The organism is Flavonifractor sp. An4 (genome assembly GCF_002161755.1).
Lineage (GTDB): Bacteria > Bacillota > Clostridia > Oscillospirales > Oscillospiraceae > Flavonifractor > Flavonifractor avicola.
Genome location: NZ_NFIL01000042.1, coordinates 1 through 19,027 on the forward strand (window position 1 = coordinate 1; position 19,027 = coordinate 19,027).

The following is a 19,027-nucleotide window of genomic DNA, read 5'->3' on the forward strand; positions in this document are numbered from 1 at the left end:
GCAAGTAACAGTCCTTACGCAGCTGGCAGACCGTATTACGCGTTGCACGCGTCCGCGAGGAACAGAGGGCTATGCCCGCATAGTGACAACCACCAGCTTCGCTGGTGGATGTGTTCATTTACCTGTTTACACTATGGTAAAAATCCACAAAATTTTTTGTGAAGAATTTAACGAAGTTTGCGCCATATTAAAATCATGCAAAATATTTAAAGAATTTGCATGATTAACAAAAAAACAGCTGAAAATCAAAAGATTTTGGAGATGAAAAAATGCATACAAAAAACTAAACTCATAATTTTAAACTTGCAATCAGCCTGGGATTGAAGTATGATTCAGGTAACATCGGGAAAATTGTCCGGAGGGACAAGAGATGGGGAAAGGCGGTGAATGTATGTCTCTGGAAGCGATCAAGCAGGTGACTGAGGCTGAACAGGCCAACAAGCAGCGCAAGGCGGAAGCACAGGCGGAGGCCAAGCGCACCGTGGCGGAGGCCGAGCGGGCTGGCAAGGCCCGGCTGGCGGAAGCCCGGGCTCAGGCCGAGGCTCAGGTCCGTGAATTTATGCGTTCCGCGGAGGAAACGGCGGCCAAGCACGCCGCGGAGGTCAACGCCCAGACGCAGAAGGCCTGCGACGCCCTGCGCTCCAAGGCGGAGGGCCGTCTGGCCGACGCCGCTGAGAGCATCGTGAGAAGGGTAGTGAAGAACTGATGTCCATTGTGAAAATGAAGCGGCTGCGGCTCATTGGAATGCAATCCGAGCGGGAGTCCATGCTGCGGCTGCTTCAGCATTTGGGCTGTGTGGAGATTGACGAGCCGGGGGACCGCAAGGACGACCCCGACTGGGCCAGCCTCACACGGCCGGACACCGGGGCGCTGAACGAGGCCAGGGACGCCCGTTCCAGCGTGGAGAACGCCCTGAAAGCCCTGAAGAAGTACGGCCCCAAACAGAAGGGCGGGCTCCTCACCCCCAGACCGGTGATTACAGAGGGAGAGCTCTTCGACGACGCGGCCTACCGGACCGGCCTGGCGGACGCCGGGCAGCTGGTGGCCCTGGAGCGGAAGATCTCGGCTCTGTACGCCGAGCAGAACAAACTGCGGACTCAAAAGCTGGCGCTGGCTCCCTGGCTGGCGCTGGATATCCCCCTGGAGACGGCCTCTACCCCGGAGGTGGCGGTGTCCTTCGGCACCGTGGCCGCGTCCACCGATCTGGACGCCATGGACGGGGCCCTGGGGGCGGTCACCGACCTGTATGAGCTCATGCGGGCGGGGGCGGACAACGAACTGAAATATCTGGTGTTCCTCTGCCACCGCAGCGTGGAGGAGGACTGCCAGGCGGTGCTCAAGGAGTACGGTTTCTCCCGGGCGGCCCTGCGGGGCTGGACGGGAACGGCGGCGGAGAACGACAAGCGGCTGGATGAACAGCTGGCCGACGCCGCCCGTGAGCTGGAGTCCACCATCGCCCAGGTGGGGGAATACGCCGCCAAAAAGGGCGCGCTGGAGCAGTGCCTGGACCGGGCCGATCAGGAGATCGCCCGGGAGGAGGCCCGCTGCCGCCTGCTGGACAGCAGCTCCGCCTTCTTCCTGGAGGGCTGGGTGCCCGTCCCCGACGAGAAAAAACTGCTGGAGCAGCTGGGGCAGTACACCTGCTGCTGGGAGACCCAGGACCCGGTGCCCGAGGACTACCCGGTGGTGCCGGTGAAGCTGAAGAACAACCGCTTTACCGAGCCGCTGACCACCATTACGGAGATGTACTCCCTGCCCGCCTATGACGGTGTGGACCCCAACGGGCTGATGATGCCCTTCTATGTGTTCTTCTTCGGCTTCATGTTCGCCGATCTGGGCTACGGCCTGATCCTGGCGGGGGCCTGCGCCTTCATCAACCACAAGGTCCACCCCAAGGGGGGCTTCGGACAGCTGATCCGGCTGATGATCATGTGCGGCATTTCCTCTGCCGTCATCGGCTTCTTCACCGGCGGCTTCTTCTCCGACTTCCTGGCTCAGTTCACCAGTATGCTGGGCCTGTCTCAGCCGGTGATCCCCTTCCTGTCGGTGCCCGACGGGGTGACGGGCGTGCCCGGTCCCCTGCTCAACGTCATGGGCGACCCCATGACCGTGCTGGTCTTTGCGCTGGCCGTGGGCTTTGTGCAGATCGTGGTGGGCATGGCGGTGAAGTTCTGGATGTTGTGCCGCCGGGGCCAGGTGGTGGACGCCATCCTGGACATCGGTACCTGGTGGGTCATCTTTGTGGGTATCGGCCTCTTTGCCGCAGGCATCGGCAATGTGGCGGGCTACCCGGTGGTGCTCATCATCGGCTGCCTGATGCTGCTGGGCCAGGGCCGCACGGCCAAGGGCTTCGGCAAGGTGACCGCCATCATCGGCGCGGTGTACAACGGCGTGACGGGCTACTTCGGAGACATCCTCTCCTACTCCCGTCTGATGGTCATGATGCTGGCCGGTTCCGTCATCGGCCAGGTGTTCAACATTCTGGGCGCCATGCCCGGCGGCGGAATGCCCCCGGCCATCGGCATCCCCATCTTCTTCATCATCTTCATCATCGGCCACGCCTTCAACATCGGCCTGAACGTGATCGGCACCTACGTCCACACGTCCCGTCTGCAATACCTGGAATTTTTCAAGCAGTTCTATGAAGAGGGCGGACGCCCCTGGCGGCCCCTGAACATTGCGACAAAGTATGTCGACATTAAGGAGGAAGAGTAACATGACATTCGGTGAATTTCTGACCCAATACGCTGGCGCGTTCTTTGGTTTCCTGGGCGCCGCTCTTGCTGCAGGCCTGGCCTGCGTTGGTTCCGCCAAGGGCACCGGCCTGGCCGGTGAGGCGGGCGCCGGCCTGCTGGCCGAGGACCCCTCTCAGTTCTCCAAGTGTATGATCCTGCAGGTTATCCCCGGCACCCAGGGCCTGTACGGCCTGGTCATCGGCTTCCTGGCCCTGATGAAGATGGGCCTGTTCAGCGGCACCGTGGGTGAGCTGACCATCGCCCAGGGCCTCATCGTCCTGGCCGCCTGCATCCCCATGGCTCTCGGCGGTCTGCTCTCCGGTATCGCTCAGGGCCGCGTGGCTGCCGCCTCCATCAACATCGTGGCCAAGAACCCCAACGACTGGTCCAAGGGCATGGTGCTCTGTATCATCGTGGAGTTCTACGCCATCCTGTCCCTGCTCATCTCCTTCCTGATGATCATGTTCGGCTTCTAAGCAAGAGGTAGACTATGGACGGAATTGAAAAAATCACCGGACGCATCGCGGCCGACGCCGGACGGGAGATCGACGACATCAACGCCGAGGCCCGCCGTCAGGCCGACGAGATCACGGCCCGGTATGAGGCTCAGGCCCAGCGGGAGAGCGAGGAGATCCTCTCCCGTGGCCGCCGCAACGCCGACGAGCGCGTAGAGCGGCTGGCCAGCGTGGCCCAGCTGGACGCCCGCAAGCTGGAGCTGGCCGCCAAGCAGGAGATGCTCTCCAAGGCCTACGACCTGGCGCTGGAGAAGCTGGTGAACCTGCCCGACAAGGAGTATGTGAACCTGCTGGCCGACCTGGCCGTGAAGGCCTCCTCCACCGGCCGGGAGGCGGTCATCTTCTCCCAGAAGGACCGCGCCCGCTACGGCAAGGCGGTGGTCACCCAGGCCAACGAGAAGCTGGGCGACGGACACCTGACCATGTCCGAGCAGTCCCGCCCCATTCAGGGGGGCCTCATCCTCAGCGACGGGGACGTGGAGGTCAACTGCACCTTTGAGACGCTGGTGCGCCTCCAGCGGGGCGAAATGGACCGCGAGGTGGCCAAGGTGCTCTTTGACTGATGCGCTCCTTGCAAGTAAGGAGGCAACATTTTGGCTAAGATCAAAGATACCGACTATCTGACCATATCCGCCCGTATCCGGGCCATGGAGAACCGTCTCCTTACCCGGGAGCGGATGGAGCGGATGCTGGACGCCCGCACCGACGATGAGGCCGCCAAGGTCCTCACCGAGTGCGGCTACGGGGAGCTGACCGCCCTCACCCACGCCGCTCTGGACGAACTGCTCTCCGCCGCCCGGGCCGCTCTGTACAAGGAGCTGAAGGGCGCGGTGCCCGACAAGCGGCTGGTGGACGTGTTCCAGATGAAATACGACTACCACAACGCCAAGACCCTCATCAAGGCCGCTGCCGTAGGGGCTGAGCCCGACCGGCTGCTGATGGAGGGCGGTCGCTGGACCGCCGCCCAGATCAAGGAGGCCTACCAGCGGGACAACCTGCGGGACTTCACCGATCCCTTCCGGCAGGCCATCGTCCAGGCCCGGGAGCTGCTCAATGGCGGCAACGACCCCCAGCTGGCCGACTTCGTGCTGGACCGGGCCTACTTCGCCGAGATGAGCCAGGCCGCCAAGGCGGTGGGCAGTCCCTTCCTGGAGGGGTATGTCCGCCTGCTCATTGATTCCACCAACCTGCGCTCCGCCGTCCGGGCCGCCCGTATGGGCAAGGGCAACGATTTCCTCAATCAGGTGCTGCTGCCCGGCGGCAACGTGGAGGTACACACCCTCACCTCCGGCAAGGGCAGCGACCTGGCCGCCCTGTTCCGGGCGGGCCCCCTCAGCGAGGCGGCCGCCGCAGGCGCCGCCCTCACCGCCCCCGGCAGCGGGGAGCTCACCGCCTTTGAGCGCCTGTGCGACAACGCGGTGATGGGCTATCTGGCCCAGGCCCGCCGCATCCCCTTCGGGGAGCAGGCGGTGATCGGCTACCTGTACGCCAGGGAGAACGAGTTCACCGCCATCCGCACCATTCTGTCCGGCCGCATGGCGGGGCTGGACGGGGACACCATCCGGGAAAGGCTGCGTGAAGCCTATGTCTAAGTACAGAATCGCAGTGCTGGGAGACAAGGACAGCGTGCTGGGCTTCAAGGCCCTGGGGCTGGATGTGTTTCCCGCCGAGACCGTGGAGGAGGCCAAGCAGACCCTCCACCAGCTGGCCAAGGAAAATTACGCGGTGATCTACCTCACCGAGCAGTACGCCGCCGGTATGACGGCGGAGGTGGCCCGGTACAAGGATGAGCTCACCCCGGCCATCATCCTCATCCCCGGCAAGGACGGCTCTCTGGGCATCGGTATGGCCAACGTCAAGAGCGCCGTGGAACGGGCCGTGGGCGCGGATATTCTTTAACTGCTGACTGCACGGGTCAAATGGGACGATGTGGGCATCGTCCCCTACGCGCGCAGATCTTTCATTGCTCTGTAGGGGCGGGTGCCCACACCCGCCCGCACCCCCGCCGGAGCCCAACGAAGTGGGTCCGGCGGGGAGGAGGAGGCGCAACGGAACGAGTGAGCGTTCCCGTTTACGGGGACGCGAAGGATGTGAAGTTTGCGCCGACGAGAAAGAAGGTTGAGCTATTTGAGCGGAAAAATCGTCAAAGTCTCCGGCCCGCTGGTGGTGGCCACCGGACTGACCGACGCCAACATGGCCGACGTGGTCCGTGTGGGCGAGCAGCGCCTCATCGGTGAGATCCTCACCATGAACGGCGACTCCGCCTCCATCCAGGTCTACGAGGAGACCTCCGGCCTGGGCCCCGGCGCCGTGGTGGAGACCACCGGCGCCCCCATGTCCGTGGAGCTGGGCCCCGGCATTATTGAGAACATCTACGACGGCATCCAGCGCCCCCTGGAGGGCATCATGAAGAAGGCGGGCTCCAACAACCTGCCCCGCGGCGTGGAGGTCCCCGCCCTGGACCGGGAGAAGAAGTGGCAGTTCAACGCCACCGTCCAGCCCGGCGCCAAGGTCATCGGCGGCGACGTCATCGGCACCGTCCAGGAGACCAGCGTGGTGCTCCACAAGATCATGATCCCCCCCAAGATGAGCGGCACCATCGAGTCCATCCAGTCCGGCGAGTTCACCGTGCTGGACACCGTGGCTGTGCTGGTGGACGACAAGGGCGAGAAGCATGATCTCACCATGGTGCAGAAGTGGCCCGTCCGTGTGGGCCGCCCCTACAAGCATAAGTATCCCCCCAAGACCCCCCTGCTGTCCGGCCAGCGTATCGTGGACGCCATGTTCCCCGTGGCCAAGGGCGGCACCGCCGCCATCCCCGGCCCCTTCGGCTCCGGCAAGACCGTCATGCAGCACCAGCTGGCCAAGTGGTCCGACGTGGACATCGTGGTCTACATCGGCTGCGGCGAGCGCGGCAACGAGATGACCGACGTGCTCCGGGAGTTCCCCGAGCTGGTGGACCCCCGTACCGGCGAGTCCCTGATGAAGCGGACCGTGCTGATTGCCAACACCTCTGATATGCCCGTGGCTGCCCGTGAGGCATCCATCTATACCGGCATCACCATCGCCGAGTACTTCCGCGACATGGGCTACCATGTGGCCGTCATCGCCGACTCCACCTCCCGCTGGGCCGAGGCTCTGCGTGAGATGTCCGGCCGTCTGGAAGAGATGCCCGGCGAGGAAGGCTACCCCGCCTACCTGTCCTCCCGTCTGGCCCAGTTCTACGAGCGGGCCGGCATGGTGGAGTGCATCGGCTCCGACGCCGACCGCCGGGGCTCTCTGACCGCCGTGGGCGCCGTTTCCCCGCCCGGCGGCGACCTGTCCGAGCCCGTGTCCCAGGCCACCATGCGTATCGTCAAGGTGTTCTGGGCCCTGGACGCCTCCCTGGCCTACCGCCGTCACTTCCCCGCCATCAACTGGCTGAACTCCTACTCCCTGTACCTGGACTCCCTGAAGCCCTGGTACGACGAGCACCTGGGTCCCCAGTTCATGGTCAACCGCGACAAGTCCATGTCCATCCTCCAGGAGGAGGCCAGCCTGAACGAGATCGTGCAGCTGGTTGGTAAGGACTCCCTGTCCGCCGGCGACCAGCTGACCCTGGAGACCGCCAAGATGCTGCGCGAGGATTTCCTCCAGCAGAACGGCTTTATGGAAGTGGACTGGTACTCCAGCTACGAGCGCCAGGACAAGATGATCCAGATGATCCTGGATTACGACAAGCTGTGCCGGGCCGCCATCGAGAAGGGCGCGACCGTGTCCGAACTGTTCAACATCCCCTTCCGTGAGAAGATGGGCCGTGCCAAGAGCGTACCTGACGACCAGTTCCCCACCGTCTACGCCGATATGGCCCGGGAAATGGAAGAGCAGATCGAGGCCATTGCGGCCAAGGGAGGTGAAGAGGCATGATCCGTGAATACCGTACCATTCAGGAGATCAACGGCCCCCTGATGGTGGTCCGCAAGGTCTCCGGCGTCACCTACGATGAGCTGGCCGAGATCGAGCTGTCCGACGGCTCCATCCGCCGCTGTAAGGTGCTGGAGGTCAACGGCGACAACGCGGTGGTGCAGCTCTTCGAGTCCTCCGCCGGCATCAACCTGGCCCAGTCCAAGGTCCGCTTCCTGGGTCACCCCCTTCAGCTCCCCGTGTCCGGCGATATGCTGGGCCGGGTGTTCAACGGCATGGGCCGTCCCATCGACGGCGGTCCCGAGATCATGGCCGAGGAGTACCGTGACATCAACGGCCTGCCCATGAATCCCGCCGCCCGGGACTACCCCAACGAGTTTATCCAGACCGGCATCTCCACCATCGACGGTCTGAATACCCTGGTCCGCGGCCAGAAGCTGCCCATCTTCTCCGGCTCCGGCCTGCCCCACGCCGCCCTGGCCGCCCAGATCGCCCGTCAGGCCAAGGTGCTGGGCGACGACGCCGGCAACTTCGCCGTGGTCTTCGCCGCCATCGGCATCACCTTCGAGGAGTCCGACTTCTTCGTGCAGGAGTTCCGCCGCACCGGCGCCATCGACCGTACCGTGCTGTTTACCAACCTGGCCAACGACCCTGCCGTCGAGCGTATCGCCACCCCCCGTATGGCCCTCACCGCCGCGGAGTACCTGGCCTTTGAGAAGGATATGCACGTGCTGGTCATCCTGACCGACATCACCAACTACGCCGAGGCCCTCCGTGAGGTGTCCGCGGCCAAGAAGGAGGTCCCCGGCCGCCGCGGCTACCCCGGCTACCTGTACACCGACCTTGCCACCATGTACGAGCGCGCCGGCCGTCAGCTGGGCAAGAAGGGCTCCATCACCATGATCCCCATCCTCACCATGCCCGAGGACGACAAGACCCACCCCATTCCCGACCTGACCGGCTATATCACCGAGGGCCAGATCATCCTGTCCCGGGAGCTGTTCCGCAAGGGCATCAATCCCCCGGTGGACGTGCTGCCCTCCCTGTCCCGTCTGAAGGATAAGGGCGTGGGCGTGGGCAAGACCCGTGAGGACCACGCGGGCACCATGAACCAGCTCTTTGCCGCCTACTCCACCGGTAAGGAGAACAAGGAGCTGATGAGCATCCTGGGCGAGGCCGCCCTCTCCCCCACCGACCTGCTGTACGCCAAGTTTGCCGACGAGTTTGAAAAGCGCTACGTCTCCCAGGGTACCGATGAGAACCGCTCCATCATCGAGACCCTGGACCTGGGCTGGGATCTGCTGAGCCTGCTGCCCCGCGCGGAGCTGAAGCGTATCAAGCCGGAGTATATCGAGAAATACCTCCCGAAAAAGGAGGGATAAATCATGCCGGCCATTAACGTGAACCCTACCCGGCAGGAGCTGACCCGGCTGAAAACCCGGCTCAAGACCTCCATCCGGGGCCACAAGCTGCTGAAGGATAAGCGGGATGAGCTGATGAAGCAGTTCATGGACGTGGTGCGGGAGAACCGGGCCCTGCGGAAGAAGGTGGAGGAGGGGCTGATGAAAGCCCACGGCTCCTTCACCGTGGCCTCCGCCCTCATGTCTTCCGAGATGCTGGAGCAGTCCCTCCTGTATCCCAAGCAGAGCGTGGAGCTGGACATGACCTTCCAGAACATCATGAGCGTCAACGTGCCCGTCTACCAGTTCCGCACCAAGAGCGACGACGCCGGTGAGATCTACCCCTACGGCTTCGCCGCCACCTCCGGCGAGCTGGACGGCGCGGTGGACGCCCTGTCCGGGGTGTTCCAGGATATGCTCAAGCTGGCTGAGATCGAAAAGACCTCCCAGCTGCTGGCGGAGGAGATCGAAAAGACCCGCCGCCGGGTCAATGCCCTGGAGTATGTGAAGATCCCCCAGATGGAAGAGGCCATCAAGTATATCTCCATGAAGCTGGACGAGAACGAGCGCTCCAACACCATCCGTCTGATGAAGGTGAAGGATATGCTCCTCAAGGAAGCCATCGAGGAACGCCAGGAGGCCGACGCCCGCGCGGTGGAAGCCTTTGGCGGAAAACAGGAAGAGGTATAACGATCATAAAAAAGACGGTCCCGATAGGGACCGTCTTTTTTTGTGGCAGGTGAATTATACTATCAAGTGCAACAGTTAAGAGAATAAAAAGAGTTCATACAGCCCCCTGTGGTAGAATGGAGTAACCACACAACCAAAACACCAGGAGGGGACTATATGAACTACCATCATCTTAGCATAGAAGAACGTAGTTGTATACGGAAATATTATGTGGATGGTCTGAGCTACCGAGAGATCGCCCGGTTGGTAGGAAGGAATGTGAGTACAATTTCGCGGGAGATACGGCGTAACTGTACACATATGTACGACATTCCTACTTACTATCCTCACACAGCACAAAAGAAGTATCTGCTGCGGCGGTCCTACTGCCACCGCGGAATGTTTCACTCACAAGAAGTGATCAACTACATCAATGAGAAATTGAAAGCGACCTGGTCGCCGGAACAGATCGCCTGCACACCGTGCGAGCTGAAGATGCCCAGCTGGCGGACGATCTACCGGTGGATCTATGAGAAATATCTTGTGAACGGAAATCTGAAAGTTCTGCGGCGCAAGGGGAAAAGCCACGGGAGCAAGGAAACGCGTGGAAAATACAGTAAGGGCAAGTCGATCCGCAAACGGGACAGATCCGTGTACAGCCGGAAAGAAGCCGGACACTGGGAAGCCGATACGGTGGTGAGCGGCCAGGGCAAAAGCAAGGCCTGCTTCGCCACCCTGGCGGAACGCAAGACACGCTTTTATATTGCCGTTAAAATTCCTGACCGAAGGGCAGAGACCATGGAGAACGCGATCGTCTCTGTGCTTTCCGCCTTCCCTCCACAGTTGGTCAAGACGATCACTTGTGACCGGGGCGCGGAATTTGCCAACTGGCGCAGAATTGAAGAACGACTGCACTGCGATGTCTATTTTGCCGACCCCTATTGTGCCTGGCAGAAAGGCACAAACGAGAATCTCAACGGACTGCTCCGGGAGTTCTATCCCAAAGGCAGGAATCTATCCAGGGTCGCTCCTGCCACCCTAAAACGAAACCTGGCGTTAATCAACGCCAGGCCTCGCAAAGTTTTGAACTTCCATTCCGCTCAGGAATTATGGGACTTTGAACTCATTTCCTGTTGCACTTAGTTTGACAATTCACTTGGCATAAGCGCAAAAAACCGGGGCGGCCCACACTGGGCCGCCCCGGTCTGTATACCGGCTTATTCGGCGGAAATCATATAGTAGTAGACGGGCTGACCGCCGGAGAGCAGGGTGATTTCGGCGTTGGGGCAGCACTCGGTGAAGAGCGCCAGAGCCTTCTGGGCGTCGTCCTCGGACACATCCTCGCCGTAGAAGATGTTGATAAACTCGGCGGACTGCTGGGCGTCAGCCTCGGCCAGACGGCGCAGCAGGGTGTCCAGATTCTGATCGGTGCCAAAGAGCTGGTGCTCGGTGAGGGCCAGGTAGTCCCCCTGCTTGATGGCGAAGCCGTCAAAGTCGGAGTCCCGGGCGGCGTAGGTGATCTCGGAGGTGTGGACGTTGCCGATGGCCTCGGTCATGGCGGCCACATTGTCCTCCTGGGAGGCGTCCAGATCCATGACCATCAGAGCGGAGATGCCCTGGGGTACGGTCTTGGTGGGGAGAACCACCACCTGCTTGCCCTCCGCCAGGGGGATGCACTGCTGAGCGGCCATGATGATGTTGCCGTTGTTGGGCAGCACAAAGACGATCTCCGCCGGAGTGGCGTCGATCACTTTCATAATGTCGTCGGTGGAGGGGTTCATGGTCTGACCGCCGCTGATCACGCCGTCAGCGCCCAGATCCTTGAACACAGCGGCCAGGCCGTCGCCGGCGGCAACCGCTACTACACCGTACTTCTTCTCGGGAGGGGCGATCTTCCGGCCGCCCTCGTGGTGGTCGTGGTCGTCCTCCTCCAGATCGTCGGTGCTCTGGATGTGGCGTCCGGCGGCCAGATCCTCGGACTGGGTGCGCATATTCTCGATCTTGGCCAGCTCCAGGGTGCCGTACTTCTGGGCCTCGGTGAGGGCGGCGCCGGGAATGTCGGTGTGGACATGGACCTTGAAGCAGTCGTCATCCTCGCCGATCACCAGGCTGTCGCCGATGCTGTTCAGGTAGGCCTCGAAGGAGGTCAGCTCCTTGTTGGTGGTCTTGCGGACAATGAACACCGTGTCGAAGGTGAAGGTGATCTCCTCGGCGGCGATAGCGGCATAGTCGGTCTTGGTCTCCGTCTTGCTCTCCTCGCCTCCCTCAGGCAGGGGCAGGCCCCGCAGGGAGTCCAGCATACCCTGGAGGATCACCAGGAAGCCCTTGCCGCCGGCGTCCACCACACCCGCCTTCTTGAGGACGGGGTTCATCTCGGTGGTGTGCTCCAGGGCCACCTGGCCCTCGGCAATAGCGGCTTCCAGCACGGCCTCAGGGTCGTTGGGAGTCTTGCGGGCGGCGTCGGCAGCCCGGGCGGCGGCCAGACGGGACACGGTGAGGATGGTGCCCTCGGCGGGCTTCATAACGGCCTTGTAGGCGGCGGCCACGCCGAAGTCCAGGGCAATGGCCAGATCCCGACCGTCGATGGTCTCCTTGTCCTTCACGGCCTTGGAGAAGCCCCGGAACAGCAGGGACAGGATGACGCCCGAGTTGCCGCGGGCGCCCCGCAGCAGGGCGGAGGCGTTGGTAGCGGCGGCCTCGCCTACGGTACGGGGTTGTTTTTTCTTCAGCTCGGCGGCGGCGGTGGAGATGGTCAGGCCCATGTTGGTACCGGTGTCGCCGTCAGGCACGGGGAATACGTTCAGCTCGTTGATCTGCTGTTTTTGAAGATTGATGGAGGCTGCCGCGTGGATGATAGCCTGGGCAAAGGACGCTCCGTCAATGCGCTCTCTCATGTCTGTGTTCCTTCCTTTCAATGGGCGGACCGGCCTCAGCCGATGACCATGGAATCGATGCACACGTCCACGTTGCGCACTTCGGCGCCGGTGGTACGCTGCACGATATAGCGGACCTCGCTCATAATGGAGCGGCTGACCGCCATCAGGTTCACGCCGTTGTCCACAATGATGTGCAGCTCGATGGAGACGGTGGAATCCTCATTGTAAGTGACTTTAACGCCCTTACCCATGGACTCCCGGCGCAGCAGGTGGACCAGGCCGTCCGCCTTGGAGCGGACCGCCATACCCTTCACGCCGTAGCAGTTGGTAGCGGCGGCGCCGGTGATGTTGGTAAACACTTCGCTGCTGATGGTGATCTCGCCCTGTTCGGTTTGCAGCTTCATGATCTGATCCCTTCCTTTCCTGGGGTGTCTGCATGGCATCCCCGTCAAAGCGGGGGAAAAGGTTCTATTGTTTGTCTTTTTATTGTATTCTATTTCACCACAAAATACAAGGGAAAAAAGTTTCTTCAAAGTGGGAATGTACACTTGTAATTTCCCACAAAAACGTGTACACTGTTCTCATCAGCACATTGCGTTCAACACAAAGGAGGCTGTTTGGATCATGAAAAAGTTTTTCTGCGGTATTGTGAAGTTTTTGGCCGTGCTGGCAGTGCTGGGCGCGGTGGTCTATGCTGTGGTGGCCTACTGGGACAAGCTCATGGAGCTGGTCTGCAAGGTGAAGGGCCTCATCTCCGGCAAGTGCGACGACTGCATGGAGGACGTGGAGTTCGCCGACTGGGAAGAGTAAGAAACTTGAAAAAGGGCCGCTGCCATGGGCAGCGGCCTTTTTTTACGTTTGAGGCGGGCGGCACAGCCGTCCGAAGTACCAGCCGGTGACCCCGTTCTTCTTCACCAAAGCCCGGTCGGCCAGCCGGCGGACGACGGACAGAATGTCCCCCGGCTCCACCGCCGGGCGGTAGTCGGTGGATTCCTTGCACAACGTCTCCTCGCCGGAGCGGTAGAGGTAATCGGTGAGTACGTCCACCTCCCGGCCGCTCTCCAGATGGCGGCAGCGGCACAGAGCTCCGCCCCGCAGCAGCACCTCCACCTGACTGTGGCCCCAGCGCACATTCACCGACTGGGGCGTCTCCTCCTGTTTGTCCAGGGCCATGGCGGTGGGCAGACCGTCGCAGGAAAACCAGGTGAACCCCTCCCCCGGCTGCTGGGGGAGCACCAGGGCGTTGAGCTGGGCGTCCCGCTGGAGGGCGCAGCCGCCGTCGATGGATACGATGTGCTGTTTCTCCGATACCAGGGGGTGCGTAGTGGGAATGTGGGGATGGTAGAGGGTCACCGGGGTGTGTCCCACAATGCACCACCGGCGGAAGCAGATGCCCCGGTCCAGGAAACTGTCGTTTTTCATGCAGTCCCAGGCGGTCATGTCCTCCAGATGGTCCTCATCCCACACCCCACCGTGGACAAACAGATAGTCGGGGGTGAGCAGGATCTCGGGCATGGTGTCCAGAAAGGCCAGCTCCGGGCCGAAGTGGTCCAGGATTACCTGCCGCAGGGCGGGCAGATCCTCCGGGGAACGGGTCTCAAAGCCTGCCTCCTGACCCATCTGGAGCAGGGTGCAGCGGTTGCGCCACACGTTGAGGTAGTGGTGGAAAAATTCCGGCCGCACCTGGGGGGATTCCACAAATTCGGTGACCAGATCGTCGCAGTTGCCCTTGACGCAGTACACCGTCCGGCGGGTAGACAGGTCCATGACATAGCGCAGCACCGCCAGGCTGTCCTGGCCCTTTTCCACCAGATCCCCCAGCAGCACCAGAATGTCGTCAGGGCCGTAGCCCGCCTTGTCCAGCAGGCTCTGGAACAGGGGCAGGCTGCCGTGGATGTCGCTGACCACCAGCACCCGCCGCCCGGCGGGGAATTCCAGCCGCTGTATCCGTGCTTTGCGCGCCATACCGGCCACCTCGCTTTATACGGAAACTGATTTCTGAGCCTGATACAACCGGGCGTATTCACCGCCCTTGGCCATCAGCTCCTCATGGGTGCCCTCCTCGGCGATGCCGCAGCCGTCGATGACCACAATGCGTCCGGCGGAGCGGATGGTGGACAGCCGGTGGGCAATGATGAGGGTGGTGCGGCCCTGGGCCAGGGCGTCAAAGGCGGACTGGATGCGGGCCTCGGTGACGGTGTCCAGGGCGGAGGTGGCCTCGTCCAGAATGAGGATGGGCGGGTTTTTCAGGAAGATCCGGGCGATGGACACCCGCTGCTTCTGGCCGCCGGAGAGCATGACGCCCCGCTCACCCACCTGGGTCTGGAAGCCGTCGGGCATCTCCAGAATGTCGTCGTAGATCTCGGCCTTCTTGGCGGCCTCAATGATCTCCGCCTCGGTGGCGTCGGGCCGGCCGTAGCGGATGTTGTCGTAGATGGTGCCGGCGAAGAGGAACACGTCCTGCTGGACAATACCGATGTGCTCCCGCAGGTCGTGCTGCTTCAGCTCCCGCACATCCTGGCCGTCCACCAGCACCCGGCCGCCGGTGACGTCGTAGAACCGGGGGATGAGCTGGCACAGGGTGGACTTGCCGCCGCCGGAGGGACCCACCACCGCCACCGTCTCGCCGGGGCGGACGTGGAGGGTAATGTGCTCCAGCACCGGCTCAGGGGAGGACTCGTACCGGAAGGTCACGTCGTCCACCAGAATGTCGCCCTTCACGTCGGTGAGGGTGCGGGCGTCGGGGGCGTCCTGGATGTCGGGCTCCACCCGCATCAGCTCGGTAAACCGCTTGAAGCCAGCCATGCCCTGCATGAACTGCTCCACAAAGGCGGACAGCTTGCGGATGGGGGTAATGAAGGTGGTGACATAGAGGGCGAAGGTGGTGAGATCGATGAAATCCATCTCACCCTTCATGATGAGGAAGCCGCCGAAGGCGATGACCACCACGGACAGGATGCCCATGAAGAACTCCATGCCCGACTGGTAGAAGGCCATGGTCTTGTAGTAGCCCCGCTTGGCGCCGCGGAACTGGTCGTTGGCGGCGTTGAACTTGGCGCTCTCGGCGTCCTCGTTGGCGAAGGCCTTGGCGGTGCGCATACCGGAGATGGAGGACTCCACCTCGCCGTTGATGCCGGCCAGCTTGGCCTTGACCTCGATGGAGGCCTTCATCATCTTTTTCCGGGTAAGAGCGGTAAAGAGAATGAAGATGGGAATGACGGCGAATACCATCAGGGCCAGCTGCCACTGGATGGTGAGCATGATGAAAAAGGCACCCAGAATGGTCACCGAGGAGATAAACAGGTCCTCCGGGCCGTGGTGGGCCAGCTCGGTGATCTCAAAGAGGTCGCCGGTGACCCGGCTCATCAGCTGGCCGGTGCGGTTCTTGTCGTAGAAGGAGAAGGACAGATCCTGCATATGGGAGAACAGGTCCCGGCGGATGTCGGCCTCCATCCGCACGCCCAGCAGGTGGCCCCAGTAGGTGACGATGAAGTAGAATACACCCTTGAGCACATAGGCCAGGGCCAGGGCGGCCATGACGGCGAAGAAGGTGGCAAAGAGCTGGTTGGGCAGCAGGGTCTGCATGGACCAGCGGGACACCATGGGGAAGAGCAGGTCCACGATGCAGATCAGCAGGGCGCACACCATATCCAGCAGGAACAGCTTCCAGTGGGGCTTGTAATAGGAGGCAAAAATCCGCAGATAGCCCCGGTTTTTGAAATCTTTTTGGTTGGTCATGACGGTCTCCTCTCAAAAATCCGTTACCTTACAGTATAGCCCGCTGCGGAGGGCTTTGTCAACTGAGAGCAAGCCCTCTGCCAAACCGGCCCACATGGGCTTGCCGGAGGGCCGGATAACAGGAAAAGGCGGTATGCGCCCCGTGGAGGGGTTGCATACCGTCTTTTCCTGCGGGGAGGTCCAAAGTCAGCAAAGCCCGCTGAGGCTTGGGAATTTGTTACTGCATCATCAAAGATAGCTCTATTTCATCTTCGTCTGCTGCTCCGGTCTCTGTAAAGCCTTTGCTTTGATACAAATTCAGTGCCCGGATATTCTCTCTGTTACAGGTTAAGGTGACCCGATTGGAAGAGCCAAAAGGTTTGCATTTGATGTAATCCAGCACCCGAGCCAAGGCAGCGCTGCCATAGCCCCGTTTCTGATAGGATTCATCGATCATCATATGCCAGATGTCATATTCAGGGATATCATAATCGTAAATCACCATAACATAGCCAACCATCGTTTCATCCTCATATATTCCGAACGGCTGGCATTGCTCTCTGTAAACATAAGCCTGTGCCAGACTGCGAATCGGATGTGAAACAAAGCGTTCTTGTCCAGGCGCAAGTTTGAGATGAAATGCGTCAATAAAGTTTTCTTCTGTAATTTTTCTGAGATGAATCATAAATTCCTCCATAAATTGTTCTGACTTCATTGATAAGTCGAGTTTGTATGAATATCTATAGAGGACAGAAGATTGCAACAAAAAGCCGTGGTTAAGAAACCACGGCAAAAGATTCTATAAAAAACTAGTATAATACAACCGAGGTCCTCAAAAGATATTCAGATTTTGTGAGCGTTCTGTTATTTCTCATAATTGAGCACCTCGCTTTCCATTAGATTTTATATAATCATACTACCCATCATCCATCATGTCAATAATCTTGCGTTTCTATCTGAATTTACAAGAGAGGGCTGGACCGGGCACCAGCCCGTTGGTCACCATCGTTACATATTTTATAGAGCCAGCCCACGCTGTTGAAGCCGACGATCAGGAGCAGACTCAGCAGCATCAGCCCAATCCCCTGCAAGCCGGGCACTCTACCGCCGTTCGGTTGCCAAATTGCCCTCTGTGGGGTATGCTGGTGGAGCGAGGTGATGGACGTGTACGACATGGACAAGGCGGCCTTCGGGGCCTTTGTGGCCGGGCTGCGGAAGGAGAAGGGATGGACCCAGCGGGAGCTGGCGGAGCAGCTCCACATCACCGACAAGGCGGTGAGCAAGTGGGAGACGGGGGCCAGCATCCCGGATACCGCCCTGCTCATCCCCCTGTCGGAGCTGCTGGGTGTGACGGTGACCGAGCTGCTGCTCTGCGAGCGGCAGGAGCAGCCCCTGGAGCCGGAGGCGGTGGAGGACGTGGTGAAAACCGCCATCCGCTGCGCTGGCGGCAGACCCAAGCGGGCCTGGCAGGAGAGGAGCCTGTGGCCCCTGTGGTATATACTCTCCCTGCTGGCGGGAGGCCTGGGCCTGTGGGCCAACTGGGCGTGGACCGGTGTGCCCGAGGCCCTGTGGACCCCGGTGGTGCTGGGGGCCATCTTCGGGGTCTGGTTCTGCTTTTTTACCCGGCTCACCCTGCCGGAGGTCTATGACCGGTACCCCCTGGGCATGGTGCGGGACGGGCCGCTGCGCATGAATGTGCCGGGCCTGAACTTCAATAACCGCAACTGGCCCCACATCGTCACGGTGGGCCGGGCGTGGTCCTGTGCAATTATGGCGGGTATGCCCCTGCTGTCCCTGGCGCTGGGGCTGATCTGCCCCGGCCTGTGGCAGGTGGCCCAGCTGGGCATCATCCTGGCGCTTACTCTGGGCGGACTGTTCCTCCCCCTCTATGTGGTGGGCAAAAAGTATCAATGATCCCGGCAGCCGGCGCCCAGACGCGCCGGCTGCTTCATTTTGTGCGGAAAAGGCCCCTTCCCTTGCCTCTGCTGCCGTTTAATGATACAATAAACTGTATTTTATGGGGGAACGGGGGAAACGGAAATGCTGGAGTATCTGCTGATGGTGTCCTCCCAGGTGGGGACCATGTTTCTGATGATGGCGGCGGGTTTTGCCCTGGCCAAGCGGGGGCTGCTGACCCAGGCGGCCATACCGCAGATGACCAATCTGCTGCTCACCGTGGTGCTCCCCTGTATGCTGGTAGACTCCATGCAGATCGAGCGGACCCCTGCCCTGCTGGGGTCCATGGGATACACCTCCCTGCTGGTGGCGGGGCTGTATGTGCTCTACTGCCTGCTGTCCATCCCCCTGTTCCGGCGGCAGAACTCCGCCACCGGCAAGGCCCTGCGCTTCGGCACCCTCTACGGCAACGTGGGCTTTATGGGCCTGCCCCTGATCCAGCTGGTGCTGGGCGAGCAGGCCATGGTCTACGGCGTCATCAACCTGATCGTATTCAACCTGTTCAACTGGAGCCAGGGCGTGGTGCTCATGGGAGGGCGCAGGCAGGTTTCTCTGAAACAGGCCGTCCTCAATCCGGGGATTCTGGGTACTGTGGTGGCCCTGGTGCTCTTCCTGTGCGGGATCACCCTGCCCTCCATGGTGGGCAGCGCCGTCAGCTTTCTGGGCAGTATGAACACCCCTCTGGCCATGGTCATCATCGGGGCCCAGATGGCCAGCGCCGACTGGCGCTCGGTGTTCCGCAGTCCGGCCATCCTTCTGGCCTGCGGCCTCAAGCTGGTGGCCATGCCCCTGCTCACCGCCCTGATCCTCTACCCCCTCCACCCGGAGCCCGATCTGTACTGCACTCTGGTGCTGCTGGCCGGAGTGCCCACCGCCAGCATTACCGCCATGTTTGCCCAGCGGTACGGCCAGGACGTGTCCACCAGCGCCCAGCTGGTCACCGTCAGCACCCTTTTGTCCATTCTCACCCTGCCCTGCTGCGGGGTGCTGGCCGCCCTGCTCAGCGGCGCGGCCTGAGGGCCGGAATGGTCACAAATGTTTACAGAATGCGTTTTTCCATTTACGGCACAGGGGTGCGGGTGTTAAAATGTCTAAATCATCTCATGCGCCGGGCGGCCTGCCGCCCACAGTACAATGGAGGTTACCATGAAAAAACAGACCATTCTGACCGGGGCTGCCGCCCTGGCTCTGGCCCTTTTTTTGACCGCCTGCGGCGGACAGGCTCCGGAGGTCACCCCCTCCCCCACGGTTGAGCC

General features: G+C 61.3%; 19 protein-coding genes. 14 read left to right on the top strand and 5 right to left on the bottom strand.

What is annotated here, in order from left to right; translation table 11 throughout:
• The 11 genes from B5F94_RS16750 to B5F94_RS13655 all read left to right on the top strand — a co-directional run.
• A partial coding sequence (locus B5F94_RS16750; RefSeq protein ID WP_204247498.1) for a hypothetical protein occupies positions 1–223 on the top strand: 223 nt, incomplete at its 5' end.
• Between the two features lie 168 nt (positions 224–391).
• Complete coding sequence (locus tag B5F94_RS13610) at positions 392–706, top strand: V-type ATPase subunit subunit G family protein (RefSeq protein ID WP_087270957.1); 315 nt, start codon at positions 392–394, stop codon at positions 704–706.
• Positions 706–2,715 (top strand): V-type ATP synthase subunit I, encoded by a 2,010-nt coding sequence (locus tag B5F94_RS13615; protein ID WP_087330857.1) that lies wholly within the window; start codon positions 706–708, stop codon positions 2,713–2,715. The genes B5F94_RS13610 and B5F94_RS13615 overlap by 1 nt, the downstream gene beginning before the upstream one ends.
• A gap of 1 nt (position 2,716) precedes the next feature.
• Entirely contained in the window at positions 2,717–3,211 is a 495-nt protein-coding gene (locus B5F94_RS13620) for a V-type ATP synthase subunit K (RefSeq protein WP_087189193.1), read from the top strand.
• Positions 3,212–3,225: 14 nt separating this feature from the next.
• Complete coding sequence (locus tag B5F94_RS13625; RefSeq protein WP_087330859.1) at positions 3,226–3,813, top strand: V-type ATP synthase subunit E; 588 nt, start codon at positions 3,226–3,228, stop codon at positions 3,811–3,813.
• A 30-nt stretch (positions 3,814–3,843) separates the two neighbouring features.
• The gene (locus tag B5F94_RS13630; RefSeq protein WP_087330861.1) at positions 3,844–4,842 is read left to right on the top strand and encodes a V-type ATPase subunit; all 999 of its coding nucleotides are present in this window, start codon (positions 3,844–3,846) and stop codon (positions 4,840–4,842) included.
• Positions 4,835–5,149, top strand: a complete 315-nt coding sequence (locus tag B5F94_RS13635) for a V-type ATP synthase subunit F (RefSeq protein WP_087330863.1) — start codon at positions 4,835–4,837, stop codon at positions 5,147–5,149. The genes B5F94_RS13630 and B5F94_RS13635 overlap by 8 nt, the downstream gene beginning before the upstream one ends.
• 228 nt (positions 5,150–5,377) lie before the next feature.
• Positions 5,378–7,156 carry a V-type ATP synthase subunit A gene (locus tag B5F94_RS13640; RefSeq protein WP_087330865.1) on the top strand — a complete coding sequence of 593 codons (1,779 nt, stop codon included), beginning with the start codon at positions 5,378–5,380 and terminating at the stop codon, positions 7,154–7,156.
• On the top strand, positions 7,153–8,535 hold the full coding sequence (locus tag B5F94_RS13645) for a V-type ATP synthase subunit B (protein WP_087330867.1): 1,383 nt from the start codon (positions 7,153–7,155) through the stop codon (positions 8,533–8,535). The genes B5F94_RS13640 and B5F94_RS13645 overlap by 4 nt, the downstream gene beginning before the upstream one ends.
• Positions 8,536–8,538: 3 nt before the next feature.
• Complete coding sequence (locus tag B5F94_RS13650; protein ID WP_087330869.1) at positions 8,539–9,243, top strand: V-type ATP synthase subunit D; 705 nt, start codon at positions 8,539–8,541, stop codon at positions 9,241–9,243.
• Positions 9,244–9,399: 156 nt separating this feature from the next.
• On the top strand, positions 9,400–10,365 hold the full coding sequence (locus B5F94_RS13655; RefSeq protein WP_087330871.1) for an IS30 family transposase: 966 nt from the start codon (positions 9,400–9,402) through the stop codon (positions 10,363–10,365).
• Between the two features lie 74 nt (positions 10,366–10,439).
• Here B5F94_RS13655 and B5F94_RS13660 read toward each other — a convergent pair whose 3' ends face one another.
• Both B5F94_RS13660 and B5F94_RS13665 read right to left on the bottom strand, forming a co-directional pair.
• Positions 10,440–12,116 carry a DAK2 domain-containing protein gene (locus B5F94_RS13660; RefSeq protein ID WP_087330873.1) on the bottom strand — a complete coding sequence of 559 codons (1,677 nt, stop codon included), beginning with the start codon at positions 12,114–12,116 and terminating at the stop codon, positions 10,440–10,442.
• A gap of 35 nt (positions 12,117–12,151) precedes the next feature.
• The gene (locus B5F94_RS13665) at positions 12,152–12,502 is read right to left on the bottom strand and encodes an Asp23/Gls24 family envelope stress response protein (protein WP_087189201.1); all 351 of its coding nucleotides are present in this window, start codon (positions 12,500–12,502) and stop codon (positions 12,152–12,154) included.
• Positions 12,503–12,722: 220 nt separating this feature from the next.
• Between B5F94_RS13665 and B5F94_RS13670 the strand changes: the two genes are divergently transcribed.
• Positions 12,723–12,908: a hypothetical protein gene (locus tag B5F94_RS13670; protein ID WP_087189202.1), complete on the top strand. Its 186-nt coding sequence runs from the start codon at positions 12,723–12,725 to the stop codon at positions 12,906–12,908.
• Positions 12,909–12,950: 42 nt separating this feature from the next.
• Here the strand turns inward: B5F94_RS13670 and B5F94_RS13675 are convergent, their stop codons facing one another.
• The 3 genes from B5F94_RS13675 to B5F94_RS13685 form a co-directional block, all read right to left on the bottom strand.
• Positions 12,951–14,063 carry a metallophosphoesterase gene (locus B5F94_RS13675; RefSeq protein ID WP_087330874.1) on the bottom strand — a complete coding sequence of 371 codons (1,113 nt, stop codon included), beginning with the start codon at positions 14,061–14,063 and terminating at the stop codon, positions 12,951–12,953.
• Between the two features lie 15 nt (positions 14,064–14,078).
• Positions 14,079–15,836, bottom strand: a complete 1,758-nt coding sequence (locus B5F94_RS13680; protein WP_087270940.1) for an ABC transporter ATP-binding protein — start codon at positions 15,834–15,836, stop codon at positions 14,079–14,081.
• 217 nt (positions 15,837–16,053) lie between these two features.
• The gene (locus tag B5F94_RS13685; protein ID WP_087330876.1) at positions 16,054–16,500 is read right to left on the bottom strand and encodes a GNAT family N-acetyltransferase; all 447 of its coding nucleotides are present in this window, start codon (positions 16,498–16,500) and stop codon (positions 16,054–16,056) included.
• 473 nt (positions 16,501–16,973) lie between these two features.
• Here B5F94_RS13685 and B5F94_RS13695 point away from each other — a divergent pair, with 473 nt between their 5' ends.
• A complete protein-coding gene (locus tag B5F94_RS13695; RefSeq protein WP_087330880.1) occupies positions 16,974–17,729 on the top strand; it encodes a helix-turn-helix domain-containing protein in 756 nt (251 codons plus the stop codon).
• Positions 17,730–17,855: 126 nt separating this feature from the next.
• Positions 17,856–18,788 carry an AEC family transporter gene (locus B5F94_RS13700; RefSeq protein WP_087330882.1) on the top strand — a complete coding sequence of 311 codons (933 nt, stop codon included), beginning with the start codon at positions 17,856–17,858 and terminating at the stop codon, positions 18,786–18,788.
• The last annotated feature ends 239 nt before the right edge of the window (positions 18,789–19,027 follow it).

Coding starts and splice junctions, on each gene's coding strand:
- B5F94_RS13610 (WP_087270957.1), top strand. CDS start 392: ATGTCTCTGGAAGCGATCAAGCAGGTGACTGAGGCTGAACAGGCCAAC.
- B5F94_RS13615 (WP_087330857.1), top strand. CDS start 706: ATGTCCATTGTGAAAATGAAGCGGCTGCGGCTCATTGGAATGCAATCC.
- B5F94_RS13620 (WP_087189193.1), top strand. CDS start 2,717: ATGACATTCGGTGAATTTCTGACCCAATACGCTGGCGCGTTCTTTGGT.
- B5F94_RS13625 (WP_087330859.1), top strand. CDS start 3,226: ATGGACGGAATTGAAAAAATCACCGGACGCATCGCGGCCGACGCCGGA.
- B5F94_RS13635 (WP_087330863.1), top strand. CDS start 4,835: ATGTCTAAGTACAGAATCGCAGTGCTGGGAGACAAGGACAGCGTGCTG.
- B5F94_RS13645 (WP_087330867.1), top strand. CDS start 7,153: ATGATCCGTGAATACCGTACCATTCAGGAGATCAACGGCCCCCTGATG.
- B5F94_RS13650 (WP_087330869.1), top strand. CDS start 8,539: ATGCCGGCCATTAACGTGAACCCTACCCGGCAGGAGCTGACCCGGCTG.
- B5F94_RS13655 (WP_087330871.1), top strand. CDS start 9,400: ATGAACTACCATCATCTTAGCATAGAAGAACGTAGTTGTATACGGAAA.
- B5F94_RS13660 (WP_087330873.1), bottom strand. CDS start 12,116: ATGAGAGAGCGCATTGACGGAGCGTCCTTTGCCCAGGCTATCATCCAC.
- B5F94_RS13665 (WP_087189201.1), bottom strand. CDS start 12,502: ATGAAGCTGCAAACCGAACAGGGCGAGATCACCATCAGCAGCGAAGTG.
- B5F94_RS13670 (WP_087189202.1), top strand. CDS start 12,723: ATGAAAAAGTTTTTCTGCGGTATTGTGAAGTTTTTGGCCGTGCTGGCA.
- B5F94_RS13675 (WP_087330874.1), bottom strand. CDS start 14,063: ATGGCGCGCAAAGCACGGATACAGCGGCTGGAATTCCCCGCCGGGCGG.
- B5F94_RS13680 (WP_087270940.1), bottom strand. CDS start 15,836: ATGACCAACCAAAAAGATTTCAAAAACCGGGGCTATCTGCGGATTTTT.
- B5F94_RS13685 (WP_087330876.1), bottom strand. CDS start 16,500: ATGATTCATCTCAGAAAAATTACAGAAGAAAACTTTATTGACGCATTT.
- B5F94_RS13695 (WP_087330880.1), top strand. CDS start 16,974: ATGGACGTGTACGACATGGACAAGGCGGCCTTCGGGGCCTTTGTGGCC.
- B5F94_RS13700 (WP_087330882.1), top strand. CDS start 17,856: ATGCTGGAGTATCTGCTGATGGTGTCCTCCCAGGTGGGGACCATGTTT.